The sequence below is a fragment of the Burkholderiales bacterium genome (assembly GCA_035518095.1).
Lineage (GTDB): Bacteria > Pseudomonadota > Gammaproteobacteria > Burkholderiales > JAHFRG01 > JAHFRG01.
In genome coordinates, this window is record DATIXX010000074.1 from 14,962 (window position 1) to 36,191 (window position 21,230).

General features: G+C 54.8%; 18 protein-coding genes, 1 pseudogene and 1 riboswitch. Of the genes and pseudogenes, 16 read left to right on the top strand and 3 right to left on the bottom strand.

The features are described 5' to 3' along the window. Positions 1-29: 29 nt before the first annotated feature. The 15 genes and pseudogenes from leuC to VLV32_11860 all read left to right on the top strand — a co-directional run bounded on the left by leuC (position 30) and on the right by VLV32_11860 (position 16,930). Positions 30-1,442: a 3-isopropylmalate dehydratase large subunit gene (gene leuC / locus VLV32_11790; GenBank protein ID HUL42566.1), complete on the top strand. Its 1,413-nt coding sequence runs from the start codon at positions 30-32 to the stop codon at positions 1,440-1,442. 159 nt (positions 1,443-1,601) lie between these two features. Continuing rightward, positions 1,602-2,243: a 3-isopropylmalate dehydratase small subunit gene (gene leuD / locus VLV32_11795; protein HUL42567.1), complete on the top strand. Its 642-nt coding sequence runs from the start codon at positions 1,602-1,604 to the stop codon at positions 2,241-2,243. Between the two features lie 69 nt (positions 2,244-2,312). Beyond that, on the top strand, positions 2,313-3,377 hold the full coding sequence (gene leuB, locus VLV32_11800) for a 3-isopropylmalate dehydrogenase (GenBank protein HUL42568.1): 1,065 nt from the start codon (positions 2,313-2,315) through the stop codon (positions 3,375-3,377). Positions 3,378-3,402: 25 nt separating this feature from the next. Beyond that, positions 3,403-4,467 (top strand): aspartate-semialdehyde dehydrogenase, encoded by a 1,065-nt coding sequence (locus VLV32_11805; GenBank protein HUL42569.1) that lies wholly within the window; start codon positions 3,403-3,405, stop codon positions 4,465-4,467. 80 nt (positions 4,468-4,547) lie between these two features. Next, positions 4,548-7,157 carry a FimV/HubP family polar landmark protein gene (locus VLV32_11810; GenBank protein HUL42570.1) on the top strand — a complete coding sequence of 870 codons (2,610 nt, stop codon included), beginning with the start codon at positions 4,548-4,550 and terminating at the stop codon, positions 7,155-7,157. Positions 7,158-7,301: 144 nt separating this feature from the next. Continuing rightward, the gene (gene truA, locus VLV32_11815) at positions 7,302-8,087 is read left to right on the top strand and encodes a tRNA pseudouridine(38-40) synthase TruA (GenBank protein ID HUL42571.1); all 786 of its coding nucleotides are present in this window, start codon (positions 7,302-7,304) and stop codon (positions 8,085-8,087) included. A gap of 19 nt (positions 8,088-8,106) precedes the next feature. Continuing rightward, on the top strand, positions 8,107-8,730 hold the full coding sequence (locus VLV32_11820) for a phosphoribosylanthranilate isomerase (GenBank protein HUL42572.1): 624 nt from the start codon (positions 8,107-8,109) through the stop codon (positions 8,728-8,730). Continuing rightward, positions 8,723-9,916, top strand: coding sequence for a tryptophan synthase subunit beta (gene trpB / locus VLV32_11825; protein HUL42573.1), 1,194 nt, complete (start codon positions 8,723-8,725; stop codon positions 9,914-9,916). The genes VLV32_11820 and trpB overlap by 8 nt, the downstream gene beginning before the upstream one ends. 10 nt (positions 9,917-9,926) lie before the next feature. Then, positions 9,927-10,727, top strand: coding sequence for a tryptophan synthase subunit alpha (gene trpA, locus VLV32_11830; GenBank protein HUL42574.1), 801 nt, complete (start codon positions 9,927-9,929; stop codon positions 10,725-10,727). An 18-nt stretch (positions 10,728-10,745) separates the two neighbouring features. Beyond that, entirely contained in the window at positions 10,746-11,615 is an 870-nt protein-coding gene (gene accD / locus VLV32_11835; protein ID HUL42575.1) for an acetyl-CoA carboxylase, carboxyltransferase subunit beta, read from the top strand. A 44-nt stretch (positions 11,616-11,659) separates the two neighbouring features. Continuing rightward, positions 11,660-12,952: a bifunctional tetrahydrofolate synthase/dihydrofolate synthase gene (folC, locus tag VLV32_11840; GenBank protein HUL42576.1), complete on the top strand. Its 1,293-nt coding sequence runs from the start codon at positions 11,660-11,662 to the stop codon at positions 12,950-12,952. Between the two features lie 28 nt (positions 12,953-12,980). Next, positions 12,981-13,577: an SPOR domain-containing protein gene (locus tag VLV32_11845; protein HUL42577.1), complete on the top strand. Its 597-nt coding sequence runs from the start codon at positions 12,981-12,983 to the stop codon at positions 13,575-13,577. Between the two features lie 9 nt (positions 13,578-13,586). After that, positions 13,587-14,078 (top strand): CvpA family protein, encoded by a 492-nt coding sequence (locus tag VLV32_11850; protein ID HUL42578.1) that lies wholly within the window; start codon positions 13,587-13,589, stop codon positions 14,076-14,078. 12 nt (positions 14,079-14,090) lie between these two features. Next, positions 14,091-15,530 (top strand): annotated as a pseudogene (gene purF / locus VLV32_11855) (amidophosphoribosyltransferase). A 109-nt stretch (positions 15,531-15,639) separates the two neighbouring features. Next, positions 15,640-15,718: riboswitch (SAM riboswitch) on the top strand. Positions 15,719-15,760: 42 nt separating this feature from the next. After that, positions 15,761-16,930, top strand: a complete 1,170-nt coding sequence (locus VLV32_11860; GenBank protein HUL42579.1) for an O-succinylhomoserine sulfhydrylase — start codon at positions 15,761-15,763, stop codon at positions 16,928-16,930. A gap of 90 nt (positions 16,931-17,020) precedes the next feature. On the opposite strand, the gene VLV32_11865 is transcribed toward VLV32_11860, so the two are convergent. From VLV32_11865 to VLV32_11875, 3 genes are all read right to left on the bottom strand, one after another. Then, a complete protein-coding gene (locus VLV32_11865) occupies positions 17,021-17,743 on the bottom strand; it encodes a UDP-2,3-diacylglucosamine diphosphatase (protein ID HUL42580.1) in 723 nt (240 codons plus the stop codon). Between the two features lie 74 nt (positions 17,744-17,817). Beyond that, positions 17,818-18,327, bottom strand: a complete 510-nt coding sequence (locus VLV32_11870) for a peptidylprolyl isomerase (GenBank protein ID HUL42581.1) — start codon at positions 18,325-18,327, stop codon at positions 17,818-17,820. A gap of 140 nt (positions 18,328-18,467) precedes the next feature. Next, positions 18,468-19,370, bottom strand: coding sequence for a tetratricopeptide repeat protein (locus VLV32_11875; GenBank protein ID HUL42582.1), 903 nt, complete (start codon positions 19,368-19,370; stop codon positions 18,468-18,470). A gap of 147 nt (positions 19,371-19,517) precedes the next feature. On the opposite strand from VLV32_11875, the gene cysS reads away from it, so the two are divergent. Continuing rightward, positions 19,518-20,957 carry a cysteine--tRNA ligase gene (gene cysS / locus VLV32_11880; protein HUL42583.1) on the top strand — a complete coding sequence of 480 codons (1,440 nt, stop codon included), beginning with the start codon at positions 19,518-19,520 and terminating at the stop codon, positions 20,955-20,957. Positions 20,958-21,230: the final 273 nt, after the last annotated feature.

A 21,230-nucleotide genomic window follows, 5' to 3' on the forward strand; every position in this document is an offset into this window, starting at 1 on the left:
ATTTATAGCTTATTTGAGGTACTTACGTGATGAGCGGTCAAACCCTTTACGATAAGCTTTGGCACAGCCATCTGGTGCAGGAAGAGCCCGATGGCACGGCTTTGATTTACATCGACCGTCACTTGGTGCATGAAGTGACCAGTCCGCAGGCGTTCGAGGGGCTGAAGCTCGCCGGAAGAAAACCCTGGCGCATGGATTCGGTGTTGGCGACAGCGGATCACAACACGCCGACCGTAGCGTGGAATGAAGGAATCAAGGACCCGATATCGCGCCTGCAGGTGGAGACACTGGACGCCAACATACGCCAGTATGGCGCCAAAGCGTACTTTCCATTCCTGGACCCGCGCCAGGGCATCGTTCACGTTATCGGCCCGGAACAGGGTGCGACGCTTCCTGGAATGTCGGTAGTCTGCGGCGACTCGCATACCAGCACCCATGGGGCGTTTGCGGCGCTCGCGTTTGGCATCGGTACCTCTGAAATCGAACATGTGCTGGCCACTCAATGCCTGCCTCAAAAAAAATCCAAGGCGATGCAAATCGTGGTGGAGGGCGAGCTAAATAAAGGTGTCACGGCGAAAGACGTTATGCTCTCGATCATCGCCAAAATTGGCACTGCCGGCGGCAGCGGTTATGCAATTGAATTTGCCGGCAGCACCATACGTTCTTTAAGCATGGAAGCCAGGATGACCATTTGTAACATGTCAATTGAAGCCGGTGCGCGCGCCGGAATGATAGCCGTGGACGAGACCACGCTGGGGTATGTAAAGGGTCGTCCATTCGCACCTAAAGGCGGAATGTGGGAGAGGGCATCAAGCTTCTGGAAGACTCTTAAAAGCGACGAGGACGCGCGATTTGACAAAGTCGTTCGCCTTTCCGCAGCAGACGTCAAGCCGCAGGTGACCTGGGGCACTTCGCCGGAAATGGTCGGCACCGTGGATGACCGTGTTCCCGATCCCGCGCGCGAGACCAATCCGGTGAAGCGCCAAGCGATGGAACGGGCGCTAACCTATATGGGACTCGCTCCGAATACGCCGATCAAGGAAATCAAGCTTGACAAGATTTTTATTGGCTCATGCACCAACTCGCGAATCGAAGATTTGCGTGCTGCGGCGCAGGTCGTGCGCGGCAGGCATATTGCGTCCAATATTAAACTGGCGCTGGTGGTACCGGGTTCAGGATTGGTCAAGCGCCAGGCCGAAGCGGAGGGTCTAGACAAAGTTTTTGTCGACGCCGGTTTTGAGTGGCGCGAACCGGGCTGTTCCATGTGCTTGGGTATGAATGACGACCGCCTACAGCCCGGCGAGCGCTGCGCCTCGACCTCCAACCGGAATTTTGAGGGGCGCCAGGGCGCCGGCGGCAGGACTCATCTGGTAAGCCCAGAAATGGCAGCGGCAGCTGCGATTGCCGGGCATTTTGTGGATGTGCGCGGCAATTACAGCTAACTTGGGAACAGAGTTGAAAACGTTCAGGGTTATTTTGTTGCTTGGTTTATTGGCTTGGCCGCTCGCCGGGTGCAATTCGATGGCAAGCTCATGCAATAACGTTACTGCGCCGGACCAGACGAATAGTCATAGTCAAGCTGACGACGATAGCGGGTACTGATGGAAAAATTCATCCAGCTTGACGGAATGGTCGTGCCTATGGATCGTGCTAACGTGGACACCGACTCGATCATCCCCAAGCAATTTCTTAAATCTATCAAACGCAGCGGCTTCGGACCCAACCTGTTTGATAGCTGGCGCTACCTGGATCACGGCGAGCCGGGCAAGGACAATCGCAGCCGCCCGTTGAACTCGGATTTCGTCCTTAACCAGCCGCGCTACCAGGGCGCGCAAATCCTGCTTGCGCGCGAGAATTTTGGATGCGGCTCAAGCCGCGAACACGCGCCGTGGGCGCTGCTCGACTATGGTTTCCGCGCGCTGATCGCGCCCAGTTTTGGCGAAATTTTTTATAACAATTGTTGTAAAAACGGGTTATTGCCGATAGAGCTTGACGCCGCTTCCGTAGCGCAGTTATTCCGCGAAGTAGCCGAGCAACCTGGCTATCGGCTTAAGGTGAATTTGGCCGCGCAAACCGTTACCACGCCGGCCAAGCAGATCTTTAAATTCGATATCGATCCGCGCCAAAAAAACCGCCTTGTTAGCGGGCTTGATGAAATTGGTTTGACATTGCAAAACGCGGATAAAATCAGGGCGTTCGAGACTAAGCATCGTGAGCGCTATCCCTGGTTGTATTCTGAATAAAAGGTGACGTGCGACGCGTGGGACAGGTAAGTACTCTTTACGCTTAACTCCTTACCATTCACTAAAATTATGAAAATTGCAGTTTTGCCGGGCGACGGTATCGGCCCAGAAATCATGACCCAGGCGGTTAAGGTACTGCGGCGGCTGGCGCGTCAAGGCCTGAATTTCGAGCTGGAATACGCACCGATCGGCGGCGCCGGATATGACGCATGCGGCGATCCTTTGCCGGAGGCCACGCTCAAGCTTGCGCGGCAGGCCGACGCCGTACTGCTGGGCGCAGTGGGAGGCTACGAATATGACAAGCTGCCGCGCGATCGGCGACCCGAGCGGGGCTTGTTGCGCATCCGCAAGGAACTCGGGGTATTCGCAAATTTGCGGCCTGCGCAGGTTTATGCTGAACTTGCTTATGCCACCACATTAAAACCGGAGGTGGTGACCGGGCTCGATATCCTGATTTTGCGCGAGCTTACCGGCGATATTTATTTCGGCGAACCGCGCGGGCGCAGAGCCAATTCCAAAGGCGAGCGCGAGGGGTTCGACACCATGTCGTACTCGGAATCCGAAATCCGCCGCATTGCTCGTGTGGGATTCGATATTGCAAGAAAGCGCCGCCACAAGCTTTGTTCTGTCGATAAGGCCAACGTGCTGGAGACCAGCCAGTTATGGCGCGAAGTCGTAAGCGAAGTAGCAACAGACTATCCGGATATCGCACTTACGCACATGTACGTGGACAATGCGGCGATGCAACTGGTGCGGGAACCGAAACAGTTTGATGTGATATTAACCGGAAATTTATTCGGGGACATACTGTCCGACCAAGCCTCGATGCTAACGGGCTCAATCGGCATGTTGCCTTCGGCCTCGCTAGATGAGGACAACAAAGGCTTGTATGAGCCCATACACGGTTCGGCACCGGACATCGCGGGCAGGAATATTGCCAATCCGCTGGCGACGATCCTCTCCGTGGCGATGATGCTGCGTTATACTTGCAATCTGGAGCAAGCGGCACAGCGCATCGAACAGGCAGTGAAAAAAGTGCTTGCGAAAGGCTTGCGCACGGCGGATATTTTCCAGGACGGCATGCGCAAAGTGAACACCGAAGAGATGGGCGATGCGGTGGTGAATGCCATTTAAGTTTAGGTGAACTGAAAGAGACTGAATGAACAAAAAATACGATGTTTGCGTGCTGGGCGCGACCGGAGCAGTCGGCGAGGCGATGATCTCGATTCTTGAGGAACGGGATTTCCCGGTGGGCAAACTTTACCCTCTTGCCTCATCGCGTTCTGCCGGGAGTGAGGTGAGATTCAAGGGGCGTGATCTGAAAGTCGAAGATGTAGCTAATTTCGATTTTTCGAAAGCACAAATTGGATTGTTTTCCGCCGGCAGCGGCGTTTCAGCGGAATATGCGCCGAAAGCCGCGGCCGCTGGCTGTGTGGTCATAGACAATACCGCACAATTTCGCTATGAAAAAGACGTCCCGCTCGTGGTGCCGGAAGTAAATCCGCACGCCATTTCCGAGTACGGAAACCGGGGCATCATCGCCAATCCCAATTGTTCGACTATCCAGATGGTGGTGGTGCTGAAACCCATTTATGACGCGGTGGGCATAGAGCGTATTAATGTGGCTACTTACCAAGCGGTATCCGGCACCGGCAAGGAAGCGATAGAAGAACTGGCAGAACAAACCCGTGCGCTGTTCAACCACAAGGATATCGTGTGCGAAGTCTACCCTAAGCAAATTGCGTTTAACGTGCTGCCGCATATTGACGTCTTCCTGGACAATGGCTACACGAAAGAAGAGATGAAAATGGTATGGGAGACTCGTAAGATCCTGGGCGACGATTCGATTCGGATTAACCCTACCACCGTGCGGGTGCCGGTGTTCTACGGTCATTCCGAGGCGGTTCATATCGAGACCCGTAACAAAATCTCGGCGCCAGCAGCGGTCGCTTTGCTCAAAAAGGCGCCCGGCGTGCTGGTCATGGATGAGCGCAAGCCCGGCGGCTATCCCACCCCGGCGCTGGAAGCGACAGGACGGGACGCAGTCTACGTCGGGCGTATTCGCGAGGACATTTCGCACCCTCACGGCCTGGATTTGTGGGTGGTGTCGGACAATGTGCGCAAGGGGGCCGCGCTAAATAGCGTGCAAATTGCGGAAATTTTGATTGAAAAATATCTGGATCCAGCCATAATGATAAGAGGCAAGTTGAGCTTGCATCTCTAACTACATGATGTTAATTTAATTACCCCCGAACAAAAGCATAGGGTGGGTTTGTGGGCAAATCTAGGCACTTAGCTTGGTTAGTGGTTGCTGCATTATTATTCGTATCGCCTTGGGCGGCGAAAGCTACCGGGCTGGGCAAGCTCACCGTGAAATCCAACCTGGGCGAGCCGCTTTCGGCTGAAGTCGACCTTCTGGGCGTGGAAAAGTCGGATATCAGTTCACTGGCGGCGAAACTCGCCCCGTCTGATGCTTTTGCGCAGGCCAATATTCAATATGTTTCCGCGCTATCTAACATCAAATTCAGCGTTGAGAAAAGGCCGGACGGGCAGCCGTATCTTAAGCTTACAACGCTGCAGCCGGTCAACGAACCGTTCCTCGACTTTTTGATTGAACTTAGCTGGTCGTCTGGCCGCTTGGTAAAAGAATATACGGTTCTACTCGATCCGCCGGGTTTCACGCCCATAGCGACGACGGCGCCCATTGCGGCGCCAGAAACGAAACCAGCGCCTGCCTCGACCGAGATGGCGAAACCCGAGCAGGCTGGCGCTCCGGCCGAGGAGAAACCGGGTGCTGAAGCAACCACTGCGGCGGCCGCACCTTCGGTAGCTACACCCGAAGCAACGCCAGAAGCGGCACCCGAGGCTGCTGCGCCAGAGGCACCGGCACCTGAAGCACAAGCAGCTGAAGCACCAGCATCTGAAGCACCAGCACCCGAGGAAGAAGCGGCTGCTCCCGAGCAGCCCCAGACCTACGGTCCGGTAAAGCGCGGCGAGACGCTGCACAAGATTGCCGAAAGCCTCAAGCCATCCGACTACACTCTTGACCAGGTGTTGATAGGGCTATTCCGTTCCAACAAAAAAGCGTTCATGGGGAACAACATGAACCGCTTGAAAACGGGTCCTATCCTGCACGTACCGGAAAGTAGCGAATTATCGACGATAGATCCGAACCAGGCGGTCAAAGAAGTCAAGATCCAAGCCCGCGACTGGAACGCTTATCGGCAGCAACTTGCAGAAGCCGCAGGCCTAGCAGCTCCGGCCGAAAGCGCTACCCAGAGCGCGACGGGCAAAATTACCACCAAGGTCGCCGAGCAGCCCACGCCCCAGGAGCCGGCCAAAGAAGTCTTGAAACTTTCCAAGGGCGAGCCTCCGGCCGGAAAACCCGGCGGGACCGGCGGTAAAGCATTGCAGGACCGCATTCACAGCCTTGAAGAAGAAGCTGTAGCCAGGGAAAAAGCAATCAAGGAAGCAAACGAGCGCATCGCGCTTCTCGAGAAAAACATTCAAGACATGCAGCGTCTTTTGGAAGTCAAGAACCAGAACCTGGCAGAACTGCAAAAACAGGCAGTCGCCGCCAAGGCACCACAACCCCCGGCACAGCCTGCCGCCGCCCCCAAGCCTGCCCAAGTCAAGACACCCGAAATGAAAGCAGCGGAGGCCAAGAAACCTGAGCATAAACCGGCTGTAGTTGCTCAAACCAAGCCTCCGATGGCGCCTAAGCCCGTTGACAAAGCCAAGCCTACGCCCCAGTCCGAAACGTCCCTGCTGGATGATGTGCTCGGCAACCCGCTGTATCTAGGTGGAGGCGCAGGAGCGGTAATCTTGCTACTTGGACTCGGCTACATGGCCGTGAGAAAAAAAAAATTATTGACCAGTCCTGAAGAAGAGATTGTTGACGAGGGAAGCCTAAAAGCCAACACGGTCTTTGGTAATACCGAAGGCGGTGTGATGGTCAACACCGGCGAAACCTCGGTAATCAGCGATATAGCCGGCAAGAGCGGTGCGGTCGCTACTGATGACGTGGATCCGGTCGCTGAAGCAGAGGTCTACATTGCGTACGGGCGCGACACTCAAGCCGAAGAAATCCTCAAAGAAGCGCTGAAAAAAAATCCCGGTCACAACAGTATCCGCTTAAAATTGCTGGAAATTTACGCTGCGCGTAAAAACTTGCCGGTATTCGAAGCGCTTGCACGCGAACTGCATGCGGCAACGGGCGGCACTGGGTCAATCTGGGACAGAGTCGCGCAGCTAGGCTACGCGCTTAATCCGGACAATCCCTTGTATGAGTCTGCGAAATCCGCCGGCGTAGAAACGCCGGCGGCCAGGCTGCATACGAGACCGCCGGAAATGGATTTCAATATTGCTCTTCCTGTCACTTCCGCGGAACAATTGAACGCCGATATCGGGATGGAAAGCAATGTGCCCGGCGCGGAGAAAACGTTTACCAGCTTCGATTTTGAAGTTCCTTCAGCCGAAGCTCCGGAACGAACGCCTGATTTGGCTGTAGAAAGCGAAAAGGTTGCGAGTGGAATGGATTTCAATTTGGGCACGCATCCTGGAGTGGGCGAAGCGGCTAAAGCCGCGACCGCAAGTGAAACGCCGCTGGATATGATCAGTTTTAATTTTGAGCCCTCGGCGCCTGCTCCAACGCCCTCGCCGCCTCCGGAAGACAAGGCGATTCAAATTGATCTTTCAGGAATCAGCCTTACTCTCGATACACCCACAGGCTCAGCCGCGGAACAACCAGCGAAAGATCAGCATTGGTACGAGGTACAGTCCAAGTTCGATCTCGCCAAGGCTTATCAGGAAATGGGCGACAAGGAAGGTGCACGCGAAATACTGCAGGAAGTGGTCCGCGAAGGAGATGCTTCGCAGCAGGAGCAAGCCAGAAACCTGCTCGGAAACCTCTAACGTCGCGTTCCGGGTTTGTCCGCAACACCCCCAGGTATTTGCCCTTGTGAATGAAAGCCCGCGTGCAGCGACATACCGCAATGACTTTAAATGATAAGTATTCGGCCGAGCCGTGAATTTTCCTTAGTGATGCGACCGGATTAGATGGCGAGAATTGCGCTCGGGTTGGAATACAATGGCGCTGCTTTCTGTGGCTGGCAAACGCAGACTGGCGGTGGCGCCATTCAGGACGTCGTCGAGGCCGCGCTGGCGCAAATCGCCGGCGAGAAGGTTACAGTCATAGCAGCGGGGCGTACCGATGCCGGCGTTCACGCCTTGGCACAGGTGGCGCATTTTGACAGCCGGACCCAACGTCCCCAATCAGCCTGGGTGCGAGGCGTAAACGCGCTTCTGCCGCCGCAGGTTGCCGTAGTCTGGGCACACGTGGTCGCCGACGATTTTCACGCACGCTTTAGCGCCGTCGAGCGCTGTTACCGCTACTTGCTGCTGAATACCGCGGTGCGTCCGGCACTCTATCAAGGCCAAGTCGGCTGGTTTCATCAGCAGCTCGATGTAGGGGCCATGCGCGAATCTGCAACGTTATTGGTGGGTAAGCACGATTTCAGCGCATTTCGTGCCGCCGAGTGTCGCGCGCCTACGCCGGAGAAGGAATTACGCAGGGTCGAGATTACAAGACTGAAGGATCTGATCATGTTTGAATTCTGCGCAGATGCTTTTCTCCATCACATGGTACGCAACATCGTCGGTTGCTTGGTGTATGTGGGAAGCGGCAAACGCGCAGTACCATGGCTCGGCGAAGTTTTGCAAAGCAGAGACAGACGCCGCGCGGCGCCGACTTTCAGCGCTGCCGGCCTTTATCTGTCGGGTGTGAGTTACAGCCCGAGGTGGCGCATAGCCAATTTTAATCGTAACATGCTGCTTTTTCCGTAAAACCCCCGGCCCGAAGTTGATGACTATCCGAATCAAAATTTGCGGCATCACGCGCAGGCGCGATGCATTGGCGGCCGCCGAGCTGGGCGCACATGCCATTGGTCTTATGTTTTATAAAGGCAGCCCGCGTTTTGTCGCTCCGGATAAAGCACGCGAAGTGATTGACGGGTTGCCGCCTTTTGTCACGGGTGTGGGTGTGTTTGTCAATCCCGATGAACAACAGGTGCGAGCGGTCCTGGGCACAGTGCACCTTGAATTACTACAGTTTCACGGCGATGAATCAGCCGAATTCTGCGCAAAATTCGGCGTGCCATATATCAAAGCAATCCGAGTCAAGAAGGACTTGGATTTGCTACAATACGCATCCCGCTATGGCGATGCAAAAGGGTTGCTGCTGGATACGCACAGCGACAAAGGTTACGGCGGCACCGGAGAAGCTTTTGATTGGGCCTTGATCCCGAACGACCTGGGTTTGCCGATCATTCTTTCGGGCGGGCTAACCGCTGAAAACGTGGCGCGCGCGATCAGGCGGGCGCGACCTTGGGCGGTGGACGTATCGAGCAGCGTGGAGTCGGAAAAAGGAATCAAGGATGCGGGCAAAATCGCCGCGTTCATAAAAGAGGCGCGCGATGCAGATGTATGATCTTCCCGATGACAAAGGCCATTTCGGCAAGTACGGCGGCGTGTTTGTTGCGGAAACGCTGATCAATGCGCTAGACGAGCTGCGCCAAGCTTACCGGCGTTACCGCAGCGACCCGGAATTTGAGGCCGAATTGGCATATGAGCTCAAGCATTATGTCGGCCGGCCGAGCCCGATTTACCACGCCAAACGCTTGTCGCAGCAGGTCGGCGGCGCGCAAATCCTGCTAAAACGCGAGGATCTCAACCATACGGGCGCGCACAAAATCAACAATACCATGGGACAGGGGCTTCTGGCGCGCCGCATGGGCAAGCCGCGCGTGATAGCAGAAACAGGCGCCGGCATGCACGGGGTCGCAGCAGCCACCGTCGCAGCACGCTTCGGCATGGAATGCGTCGTGTACATGGGGGCGGAAGACATCAAGCGCCAAGCCACGAACGTCTACCGGATGAAGCTCTTAGGCGCCAGCGTTACGCCGGTGGAGTCCGGTTCGAAAACGCTCAAGGATGCGCTTAACGAAGCAATGCGCGACTGGGTTACTCATGTCGAAAATACCTATTACATCATTGGTTCCGTGGCGGGACCCCATCCGTATCCGATGATGGTACGGGATTTCCAGTCGGTCATCGGGCGCGAGGCGAAGACCCAGATGTTGGAAATGTTCGGGCGCCAGCCGGATGCGTTAATCGCCTGCGTTGGCGGAGGCTCCAACGCCATAGGCCTGTTTTATCCTTTCATCGAGGAAGAAAAAGTGCGCTTGATTGGTGTAGAGGCCGGAGGCATGGGCATTGCGACAGGCAAGCACGCAGCAACGCTTTGCGTGGGCAAGCCCGGCGTTCTGCACGGCAGCCGCAGTTATCTCATGCAGGATGAAAACGGTCAGATTCAAGAAACCCATTCGATTTCTGCAGGGCTTGATTACCCTGGGGTCGGACCCGAACACGCTTGGCTTAAGGATAGCGGGCGCGCTGAATATGTAAGCGTCACCGACGCCGAGGCGCTGAAAGCGTTCCATAATCTGTGCCAGCTCGAAGGTATCATTCCGGCGCTGGAATCCGCCCATGCGCTGGCATATGCCGCAAACATCGCCGCTGATATGGGTAAAGACAAACTGCTTCTGGTAAATCTTTCCGGGCGCGGTGACAAGGACATGAATACCGTGGCCAATTTGTCCGGCATCAAGTTCTGAAGAGTTAATCATGTCGCGCATCGCGGCCACTTTCAGCCAACTGCAACAGCACGGAAAAAAGGCATTGATTCCGTTTATCACTGCGGGCGACCCAGAGCCGACAATGACACTCGGGCTCATGTATGCCTTGGTAAAAGGTGGAGCGGACATCATTGAGCTTGGCGTGCCGTTTTCCGATCCAATGGCGGATGGGCCGACCATTCAGCGGTCATCCGAACGGGCATTGAAACACGGCATCAACTTAACGCAGATACTCGGCCTGGTGGCCGAATTCCGTAAAACCAACCGCAGCACTCCGGTGGTGTTGATGGGTTATGCCAATCCTATTGAAGCCTTGGGTTATCAAGAGTTCGTCGATATGGCCGAAGCTAGCGGCGTGGACGGAGTACTGGTTGTGGATTATCCTCCTGAAGAGAGCGTCGAGTTGGCCCGCCATCTCGAGCGCCACCATATTGATGGGATTTATCTGCTTTCTCCCACAACTGATGAAACGCGAATTGAGCAGGTGGCTAAACTCTCCCGAGGTTATATATATTATGTCTCATTAAAAGGCGTGACCGGGGCCAGGAATCTTGATCTGAGCGATGTGGCGAAAAAGTTGCCGCAAATTCGCGCGCGGACCAAGCTGCCGGTAGGCGTAGGCTTCGGCATCCGCGACGCGCAAACAGCAAAAGAGGTGGCAGGACTGGCCGACGCTGTGGTAGTCGGAAGTCGCATTGTGGAAGAAGTTGAAAATTCCGCCGGGCAGGACGTATTGAACAGAGTTTCTGCCCTCGTCAAAGACTTGCGCCAAGCTATAGACCAACGCTAAGCGGCCATAGGACCACTGATGAGCTGGCTTCAGAAACTGCTTCCCCCGAAAATCAAGCGCAACCTAACCGGGGCCAAGAAGACAGTCCCAGAGGGATTGTGGACCAAGTGTCCGATTTGCGAATCCGTGCTGTATCGCAGTGAGCTGGAAAATAATCTCAATGTCTGTCCCAAGTGCGGCCACCATAACCGCCTTTCGGCACGAGCGCGCCTGGACGCATTGCTGGACAGCGAGGGCCGCTATGAGATCGGCGTAGAGGTGACATCGGTAGATATCTTGAAATTCAAAGATGATATGCGCTACAACGAGCGCCTGGAATTTGCGCAAGCCGAAACGGAAGAGACCGAAGCGCTGGTGGTGATGCAAGGGAGCGTCAAAACCGTGCCGCTGATTGCAGCGGCGTTTGAATTCAAGTTTCTTGGCGGCTCGATGGGGTCGGCAGTAGGCGAGAGGTTTGTGCGAGGGGCGCAGCTCTGTGTCGAGCAGAATCTTCCAATGGTGTGTTTTTCTGCAAGCGGAGGCGCACGCATGCAGGAGGGATTACTATCGCTCATGCAAATGGCTAAAACTGCAGCCGCGCTCACCCAATTATCTTCGGCAAAGTTGCCCTTTATTTCTGTACTGACCGATCCTACTATGGGCGGCGTGTCAGCGAGCTTTGCCATGCTCGGCGACATAATCATCGCCGAACCGGGAGCGTTGATCGGTTTTGCTGGCCCGCGCGTCATCGAGCAAACGGTTCGCGAAACGCTTCCGGAGGGGTTCCAGCGCGCCGAATTCCTGCTCGAGCATGGCGCAATCGATATGATCCTTGACCGCAGGCAAATGCGCGACAAGCTTGCCAACCTGATTACGCTGTTATTGCGGCAGCCCGCCATATCCGCGTGAGTCGGGCCACTTGATTCCCTCCAATTCTCCGCCCCTATTCGTCTGTGAAACCGGAAATTCCCACTTCCAAACCGGCAATTCTGTCTGATTGGCTTGCCTATTTGGAAAGCCTCAACCCGCGGGCGATCTCGCTTGGTTTGGATCGTGTACTGCAAGTCAAGAACACGCTTCAGCTCGAACCCGAATTTCCCATCATTACCGTAAGTGGTACCAACGGCAAAGGATCAACCTGCGCGTTCCTGGAGGCAATTTTGAAAATTGCGGGATACCGCGTCGGCTGCTACACCTCGCCCCATCTTCTCAGCTACAACGAGCGTGTGCGCATTAATTGTATGCCCGTGGATGATCTGGCCTTGGTCCGCGTATTTCAGAAAATCGAAGCGGCGCGTCATGATATTCCGCTTACATATTTCGAGTACGGCACTCTCGCGGCAATGTTGCTTTTCAGTGAAGCCGGGCTCGATGTCGCGATTCTGGAAGTGGGACTGGGCGGCAGACTCGATGCCGTCAATGCTTTCAATGCCGATTGTGCTGTGATTACCAGCATAGATTTTGACCATATGGATTATCTCGGCAATACCAGAGAGCAAATCGCTTTTGAAAAGGCTGGTATTTTCCGTCCGGGGAAGCCCGCAATATGTGCTGACGCGGATGTTCCCGACAGCCTTTCTAAACATGCAACAAGCATCGGCGCGCAATTGCTTCGCATCAATCGTGATTTTGACTTTACTCCCGAAAAAAACCAGTGGCTATATCGGGGACCCAGCGGCAGCCGTCACGTACTGCCTTATCCGGCGTTGCGCGGCGCGTACCAGTTGCAAAACGCCAGCGCTGCCTTGACAGTGCTGGACGCATTCAGAGACGCGCTTGCGGTAGGGATGGGGGAAATCAAGCGCGGATTGATGGAAGTGGAGCTGCCCGCGCGTTTCCAAGTACTTCCGGGGAGGCCCGCGGTGGTTCTGGATGTGGCGCACAACCCGCAAGCTGCAGCGGCGTTGTCGGCAAATCTCGGCAAAATGGAATGTCACGGAAATACGTTCGCCGTATTCGGCATGCTCAAAGACAAAGATATCGCCGGCGCGGCGCGGTTTCTGGTGCCGCAGGTGGACAGCTGGCTTATCGCGAGCATAGGTCGCGAGCGCCGCGGTGCGACGGCTTCTGATGTGGCGGAGGAATTACTGCGGGCGGGCGTGCCGCAAACGGCGATGTCGGGCTTTGCGAGCCCCGCTGAAGCTTATGATCAAGCCTGCAATTTGGCGACTGAAAATGATAGAATTATTGTTTTCGGCTCTTTCCATACCGTAGCCGGCGTGCTACGCAGGCGCAGCGGGGAGTAAAACCCGGTGCCAAAAGGATTTTGCTTTTATGGCAAGAACGATCAGTGACGAGCAATTGCGATTGAAAAAGCGAGCCAGAAGGCGCTTAATCGGAGCAATTGTCCTTGTCACTCTGATGGTAATATTGCTCCCCCCATTCTTGGATGTCGAACCTAAGCCGGTAAGCCAGGATATAAATCTTCAGATTCCGGCACAGAATGGCGCAGGTTTTGCGTCGCGGGTGATTCCGGTTCCCGAAAAAACCGGAACTGCGGAGGCGGCGGTGAGGCAGCAACAATCGGGAACCGCCGCTCCGTCACCGAGTCCAGCGCCGGGTACCGACAAAGTAACAGCGAACGCTGCGCAGAAAAAAAGCGAACAAAACGCAAAGGCAGAACCGAGGCCGGAACACAACTCAGCGCCCTACGTGGTGCAACTTGCCGCATTCGTTCATAAAGAAAACGCCAAACAGTTGCAGAAAAAACTTTCTGCGAACGGCATTCCGTCCTATACCGAGGCGCTGAAATCTGCCCACGGCGAAAAAACCCGGGTGCGTGCCGGGCCCTATGATAGCCGGGATGACGCGGAAAAGGCGCTTGACCAGATCAAGGCGCTGGGGCTCAACGGGATGGTAACACCCAAGTAGCCGCGCGTTATGACGGTTTTTGATTATGCGGTAATTTTGGTTATCGGGCTATCGGTTATGTTGAGCATCATTCGGGGCGCCGTGCGCGAAGTGCTGTCGCTTGCCGCCTGGGTGTTGGCGTTTTGGGCCGCTCAGACCTATGCACCGGATGTGTCCGGGTTGCTGCCCGGTAACATTACGAACGAGTCCTTGCGGCTGATGACCGGTTTTGCGCTGGTGTTTTTGACGGTTCTCGTGGTTATGAGTTTCGTCGCGATTCTATGCTCCAAGCTGGTGAAAACCTCGGGCTTGAGCGTGGCGGATCGTAGCCTTGGCGCGGTATTCGGCTTGGCGCGCGGTTTGTTGATCGTGTTGATATTAGTGCTTTTGGGCGGCCTCACCTCCTTACCCAAGCAGCCGTCGTGGAGAAATGCCCTATTTAGCCCAAGGCTGGAAGCAGTGGCGACCAGCGTAAAGATCTGGCTTCCCGATAGTTTGTCTAAGCGTATAAGTTACCAGTAAAGGACCTTCGGAATGTGCGGAATTTTAGGTGTCGTGGCAAAAACGCCGGTGAACCAGTTGCTCTATGACGGTCTACTGGTACTACAGCATCGAGGCCAGGATGCAGCCGGGATCGTCACGGCGCAAGGCAACACGTTCAACATGCACAAAGGCAGCGGCATGGTACGTGATGTGTTTCGAACCCGCAATATGCGGGCGCTGCAGGGGAATATGGGGATCGCACATGTGCGCTACCCGACTGCCGGATCAGCAGAATCGCCGGCCGAAGCCCAGCCGTTTTACGTGAACTCGCCGTTCGGCATCGTGCTCGGACACAACGGCAACCTCACCAACACCGAGCAATTGAAGCGCGAACTGTTCCGCCAGGACTTGCGGCACGTGAATACCAATTCGGATTCGGAAGTATTGTTGAACGTGTTGGCGCACGAATTGCAGGAATCTTGCGGCAACCATCTACTGGATGCAGCCACTATTTTTGATGCAGTCTCAGGGGTGTACCGTCGCTGCCGCGGCGCGTACGCGGTGGTGGCGATGATAGCGGGTTACGGTTTAGTTGCATTTCGCGACCCGTTCGGCATTCGACCGCTGATAGTAGGGCAATGCCGCGGCGAGCGCGGGACGGAGTATCTGGTCGCCTCAGAAAGCGTGGCGCTGGATACCCTGGGTTTCGAGCTGACGCGTGATGTGGGACCGGGCGAAGCGATTTTTATAGACGACGCTGGCAATTTTTACAGCAAACAGTGTGTGGCGAACGCGGTGCGCAGCCCGTGTATATTCGAATACGTTTACCTGGCGCGTCCGGATTCCGTTATTGACGGCATTTCGGTATACGAAACGCGCTTACATTTGGGTGAGAGCCTGGCTGACAAAATCATGCAGCGCCACCGCAATTTGGACATAGACGTGGTAATTCCTATACCTGACTCAAGCCGTCCCTGCGCGATGCAGCTTTCCAACCGCATAGGCATTCCTTACCGCGAAGGCTTCATCAAAAACCGTTACATCGGGCGCACCTTTATTATGCCAGGGCAGGTGCAGCGGCAGAAATCCGTGCGCCAGAAGCTTAACGCGATGAGCGTGGAATTTAAAGGCAAGAATGTACTGCTGGTCGACGATTCCATTGTGCGCGGCACCACCAGCCGTGAAATTGTGCAAATGGCGAGAGAGGCGGGCGCACACAAAGTGTACTTTGCTTCGTCCGCGCCGCCGGTACGTTTTCCCAACGTATACGGCATCGACATGCCGACGCGCGACGAATTAATTGCCAACGGCCGCAGCGATGACGAAATTGCGAGAGAAATCGGTGCGGATAAGCTGATTTACCAGGATTTGGACGCGCTGCTCTATGCTGCACAGCAGGTGAATCCGAAAATTAACCGTTTCGAGGCGTCGTGTTTCAGCGGCGAATATATAACCGGCGATATTTCTCCCGAGTACCTGGCCTACATCGAAGCCCAGCGCAGAGACGGCGCGCGCCGGCAGAAAGAAGAGGCCACATCCAGCAACCAGCTGGATTTGAATCTGCTTACCGTTGATTGACAAACTAGGTTCGACAGAGTAATTTAATAACTGCGCCGATTTGATATCAGCTTGCGGGCGCGTTAAAAATTCCGCTAAAGCGAGGCCAAACCCGGTCCGCCCAAAGCGGAACGGGTTTTGTATTTTTAGCGACGGGAAAAATTATGTCTGACGACTATCAACTGGAAACATTAGCGATGCGCGCCGGTACGCATCGCAGCCAGTTCAACGAGCATTCGGAAGCGCTGTACCTCACTTCAAGCTTCGTGTTCGAGAATGCGGCACAAGCGGCGGCGCGCTTTGCGGGCAACGAGCCCGGAAATATATATTCGCGCTTCACGAATCCTACGGTCACCGCATTTCAGGAAAGGCTTGCCGCACTGGAAGGAGCGGAAGCCTGTGTGGCCACGGCTTCGGGCATGTCGGCCATACTCGCCTGTGTTATGGGCTTGCTCAAAAGCGGCGACCACATAGTCGCTTCACAAAGCATATTCGGCGCGACGGTGCAGCTCTTCAGCAATATCTTCCCGCGTTTCGGCGTGAAGACTACATTTGTTTCAGCGACCGATGTCAGTGCCTGGCAGGCGGCGCTAACAGCCAATACCAGGATGCTCTTTCTGGAAACACCGTCCAATCCGCTCACTGAAATATCCGATATAGCCGCCTTAAGCCGAATCGCAAAGAAGAGCGGCGCGTGGTTGGTGGTGGACAACTGTTTCTGTACGCCCGTGCTGCAACGGCCGCTGGAATTTGGCGCCGACATCATCATTCATTCCGCTACCAAGTATATCGACGGGCAGGGCAGGGTACTGGGAGGCGCTGTGCTTGGAAAACGCGATGTCATTATGGATGGCGTATTCGCGTTTCTGCGAACCGCCGGTCCGACCTTAAGCGCATTCAATGCCTGGGTGCTGTTGAAAGGATTGGAGACACTCAAAATCCGCATGGACGCACATTCAGCAAACGCGCTGGAACTTGCGCGCTGGCTGGAGAAACAGCCCTCGGTTGAAAAAGTATATTACCCGGGATTGCCTTCTCATCCACAACACCGCCTGGCATTACAACAGCAAAAAACCGGCGGCGGAATCGTTACTTTTACGGTGAAAGGCGGCAAACAGGCGGCCTGGCGCGTAGTAGATTCAACCCGAATGATTTCGATCACCGCCAACTTGGGTGACGTCAAAAGCACGATCACCCATCCCGCCTCTACCACCCACGGGCGCATATCCCAGGACGCGCGCGACGCCGCGGGGGTGGTGGATGGTTTGCTTAGGATTGCAGTGGGTTTGGAGGCGCTGCAGGACATCAAGGATGACATTGCACGCGGACTTTGACCCGCTCGAGCTCTGTGAGCGAGGAGGCGCCCTGCCCAAAGCCTTGCGCGATGGGTCAGCCTTGGTTCTGCTAATGCTCTGGTAGGGACTTTACAGCTTAATGGCGCCGCAACCAGACTCGTCGCAACGCAAATACTCGCCGTGCTTGTACCAGTCGCTTAATACCCAGCGCTCGCAGGTCTTGCCGTCAAGCTGATGCAAATGCTTGGCAGGGCGGTGGGTATGGCCGTGTATCAAGCGAGGATAGTGGTATTCCCGAAGCGTTTTTTCCACTGCCGCAGAGGCCACATCCATGATGGCTTCGGACTTCTGGCTTTTGTCCTTTTCGCTTTGCGCACGCACTTTTTCAATTGCCACTTTACGCTCGGCAAGCGGCTGCGCCAGAAAAGTTTTTTGCCACGCCGGGTCTCGCACTTGGGCGCGGAATGCCTGATAAGCGGTATCGTCGGTGCAAAGCGTATCTCCATGCATCAACAAGGTTGGCGTGCCGTATAGGTCTATCAAACTTGGATCGGGCAAAAGTTGCGCATTGCAGGCTCGGGCGAAGGCTTCGCCTATTAGAAAATCGCGATTGCCATGCATTACGTAAAGAGCCACTTGCTGCTCAGTTAGATTGTGGAAAGCCGAAATTACTTGCGAGTTAAAAGTGTCCTGGAGGTCATCATCGCCTGCCCAATACTCGAACAAGTCTCCCAGGACATATAATGCCTGAGCTTTGACCGCGATGCGCTCCATAAACGTAAAGAAAACGCGGTTGATGTGCGGACGGCTCACGCACAGATGAAGATCGGAGATGAATAGAGTGGGTTTCATTGGAATTCGGTATTGCTTGCGTCTATGAAAGAGTTACGGGTCTGAGTGGGTCAATACGAATCCTGTTCTCGCGATCAAATTACTTCAGCAGTTCGGATAATAATATCTTGCAGCGGCACATCTTGATGGCCGGACCGGCTGCCAGTTTTGACTTTCCCGATTTTGTCCACCACTTCGGCTCCTTTCACTACCCGCCCGAAAACGCAATAGCCGTAACCTTGCGAAGTCGGCGCGGCAAAGTTCAGAAATGCGTTATCAGCGACGTTGATGAAAAACTGGCTGGTGGCAGAATGAGGCTCAGAGGTGCGAGCCATAGCAATCGTGTACGCGTCATTTTTGAGCCCGTTATCCGCTTCGTTTTTAATTTTTGCAGACGTTGCCTTCTGTCGCATGCCGGGCTCAAATCCGCCGCCTTGTATCATGAAACCGTCGATCACGCGGTGAAATAGCGTATTGTTGTAAAAACCGCTTTCTACGCAATTAACAAAATTGGCTACGGATAGCGGCGCCTTGTCGGCGTTTAGCTCCAGCGTGATAGTCCCAAGGTTGGTGTTTAAGTTAACTGTTTTGTAAACTTCGGGCATCGGGGTCTTAGGCTGCCTATGAATTAACTGCTCGAGTTGCGAGTCTTACCCCGCGAAGGCCGGGGCTAACCCAAATACGGCTCGGCAAGCGAGCTTAACTAATATATCCAGCTTAGCACACGGGCGCGAGCCGCGCTGTTTCACTGCCTCGTCTGTTCCGTTTGGATTAGCCACCTGTCACCCGATTTCACAAGATGCAGGATTTTTGTATTAGAGGTATTCAAGTTTTTGGACCGGTAATTTTCTGTGAAACTGGCGCTCGCATGCGTTGCGTCACTGATCGTGATTTTGGGATCGACGATCGCAACTTGTATGGGCTGGGACTTGGAGATGGATTGTTTGCGAGAATTTTCCCAGTCCTGACGGTCTTCCCCATCGGGGGTCTTAAAGTCCTGCGCGTAGTACGCGAGATAGGCAGCCACGTCACCCTTCGACCAAGCCTCGGCCCAGCCATTGACGGTGTTCAGGATTTCCTGGGTGTCGCTGCTTGCGCCCCCCGCGGCGAAATTTGCGGTTGCTTTTGTTGCCTGCGTGTCGGCAGATAACAGGTCTTTGATCCGCTCTCGCTTGGTTTGCGCAGTGGTGTTGGTTTTGTCAAACTCCAGCGCTTTGTCGTACGCTTGTGCCGCCAATTTCGCATAGACGTCGCCGAGATTTTCATACGCGACGGCGTAATTGGGACGGTCGCGTATTGCAGTTTCCAACGCGATTCTGGCCTTATCGTACTGGCCTTGTGCCGCATACAGCACTGCCAGATTATTGTATGGTTCGGGCAATTCCGGATGCTCTTGGGTAAGCGCAGTGAATACCTTGATCGCTTCGGCAGACTTATGTTGCTCGGTATAAATCAGGCCCAGCAGAAAACGCGCCTTTACGTCGTTGGAATGATTCGCGAGGTAGCTATTAACCTTGTCCAGCGCTTCAGCGTTGTTGCCCTGCTTAAACAGCGTCTCGGCATCGTGCAGCTCGTCCGCTGCCGCCACTGGAGCGATCATTCCCAGCGCCAGCACTAGAGGCAAAGCCGCGACGTCGCGCCATTTCATTATGGTATACTTTTTTGCCTCTATTAAAATAAATTGATTCTACCAAGAAGCCTGCTTGATTCACAATCACCGTCGATCCCGGGCGGGAAAACTTAGTTTTGCACCCACGAGCGGCGCAAGATCCCGCGCGTACATTTCCCGAAACGCATGCTGAAAATCTACAACACCCTAACTCGCGATAAGCAGCCGTTTGTGCCAATTACGCGCGGCGCCGTGGCTATGTACGTCTGCGGCATGACTGTCTACGATTACTGCCACCTTGGGCACGCGCGCGTGATGATAGTATTCGATATGGTGCAGCGGTGGTTGAAAGTAACGGGCTATGCGGTGAAATACGTGCGCAACATCACCGATATCGACGACAAAATCATTAAACGCGCCGCCGAAAATAACGAACCGGTCACTACGCTTACCGAGCGCTTCACGCAAGCCATGCACGAAGATGTCGCGGCTTTAGGAGTGGAGAAACCGGCGTTCGAACCGCGTGCTACCGCGTTTGTTCCGGACATGGTGAGGATGATTGCAAAACTAGTGGACAAGGGTCTTGCGTATCCGGCCGCCAATGGCGATGTGTATTACGACGTGCGCAAATTTCCCGGTTACGGCAAGCTCTCCGGAAAATCGCCGGATGACTTGCGTGCGGGAGAGCGCGTGGAAATCGGAACGGATAAACACGACCCTCTGGATTTTGTGTTGTGGAAAACCGCCAAGCCCGGAGAGCCCGAATGGGAATCTCCATGGGGCAAAGGACGCCCGGGCTGGCATATTGAATGTTCGGTGATGAGCGAGCATCATCTTGGTACCCACTTTGATATTCACGGTGGTGGTCAGGATTTGCAGTTCCCTCACCACGAAAATGAAATCGCCCAATCCGAAGGCGCCAGCGGGCACACGTTTGTGAATTACTGGATGCATAACGGATTCGTGCGTGTCAACGAGGAAAAAATGTCCAAGTCGCTTGGCAATTTTTTCACCGTGCGCGAGATATTGAAAAAATACGATCCGGAGGTGGTGCGCTTTTTCATTCTGCGCGCGCATTACCGTAGTCCCCTGAGTTATTCGGACCAACACATCGACGACGCGCGGCATGCCCTGTCGCGGCTGTACACTGCTTTAAAAGAGGTTGACGCCGCAAACGTGAACATTGATTGGCAGGAAGCCTATGCGGCGCGTTTCAAGGAGGCGATGGACGATGACTTCAATACGCCTGAGGCAGTGGCAGTGCTCTTTGATCTCGCCAACGAAGTAAACAAAACCCGCTCCCCGCAAAAAGCGGGATTACTTAAAGCACTTGCCGGCGCTTTAGGCTTGCTGCAGCGTCCTGCATCAGATTATCTCCAAGGCAAATCACTCACTTACCACCCTGAACGCGGCCAAGTTGGCTACACAGGTCACCCCCCGACGGTTCACTTGGAAAACTCTTCCCAAACGATCGACGCCGAAGAGATCGCTCGACTGATAGCCAAGCGTGCTGCTGCCCGTGCAACGAAAAACTTTGCAGAATCCGATCGCATTCGCGATGAACTGCTGAAAGCGGGAATTGTGCTTGAAGATACCGCGCACGGAACGGAATGGCGGCGGGCTTAAGCGCCGCGCCGCAGATTGCGAATTTCCGTTGACCCGACCGCCGACTAAAGGAAAAAATGTCCCGGCCGATATGGGGCGCATTTTTGGTGTAGATTATGCCCATTATGCGCTGTCATAGAGGTATGGGCTTGCATTTCAGACACCGAACTTTATGCAGATTATCGCTTCCAATTTTCTGCAGGGTAAACAACGCCGAGATTATGCGGCAATCTAATGGTTCACCGTTTGGGGTAAGGAATCGTTTCCGGGTTGCCGCCGCCGTTGCCGCGTGTG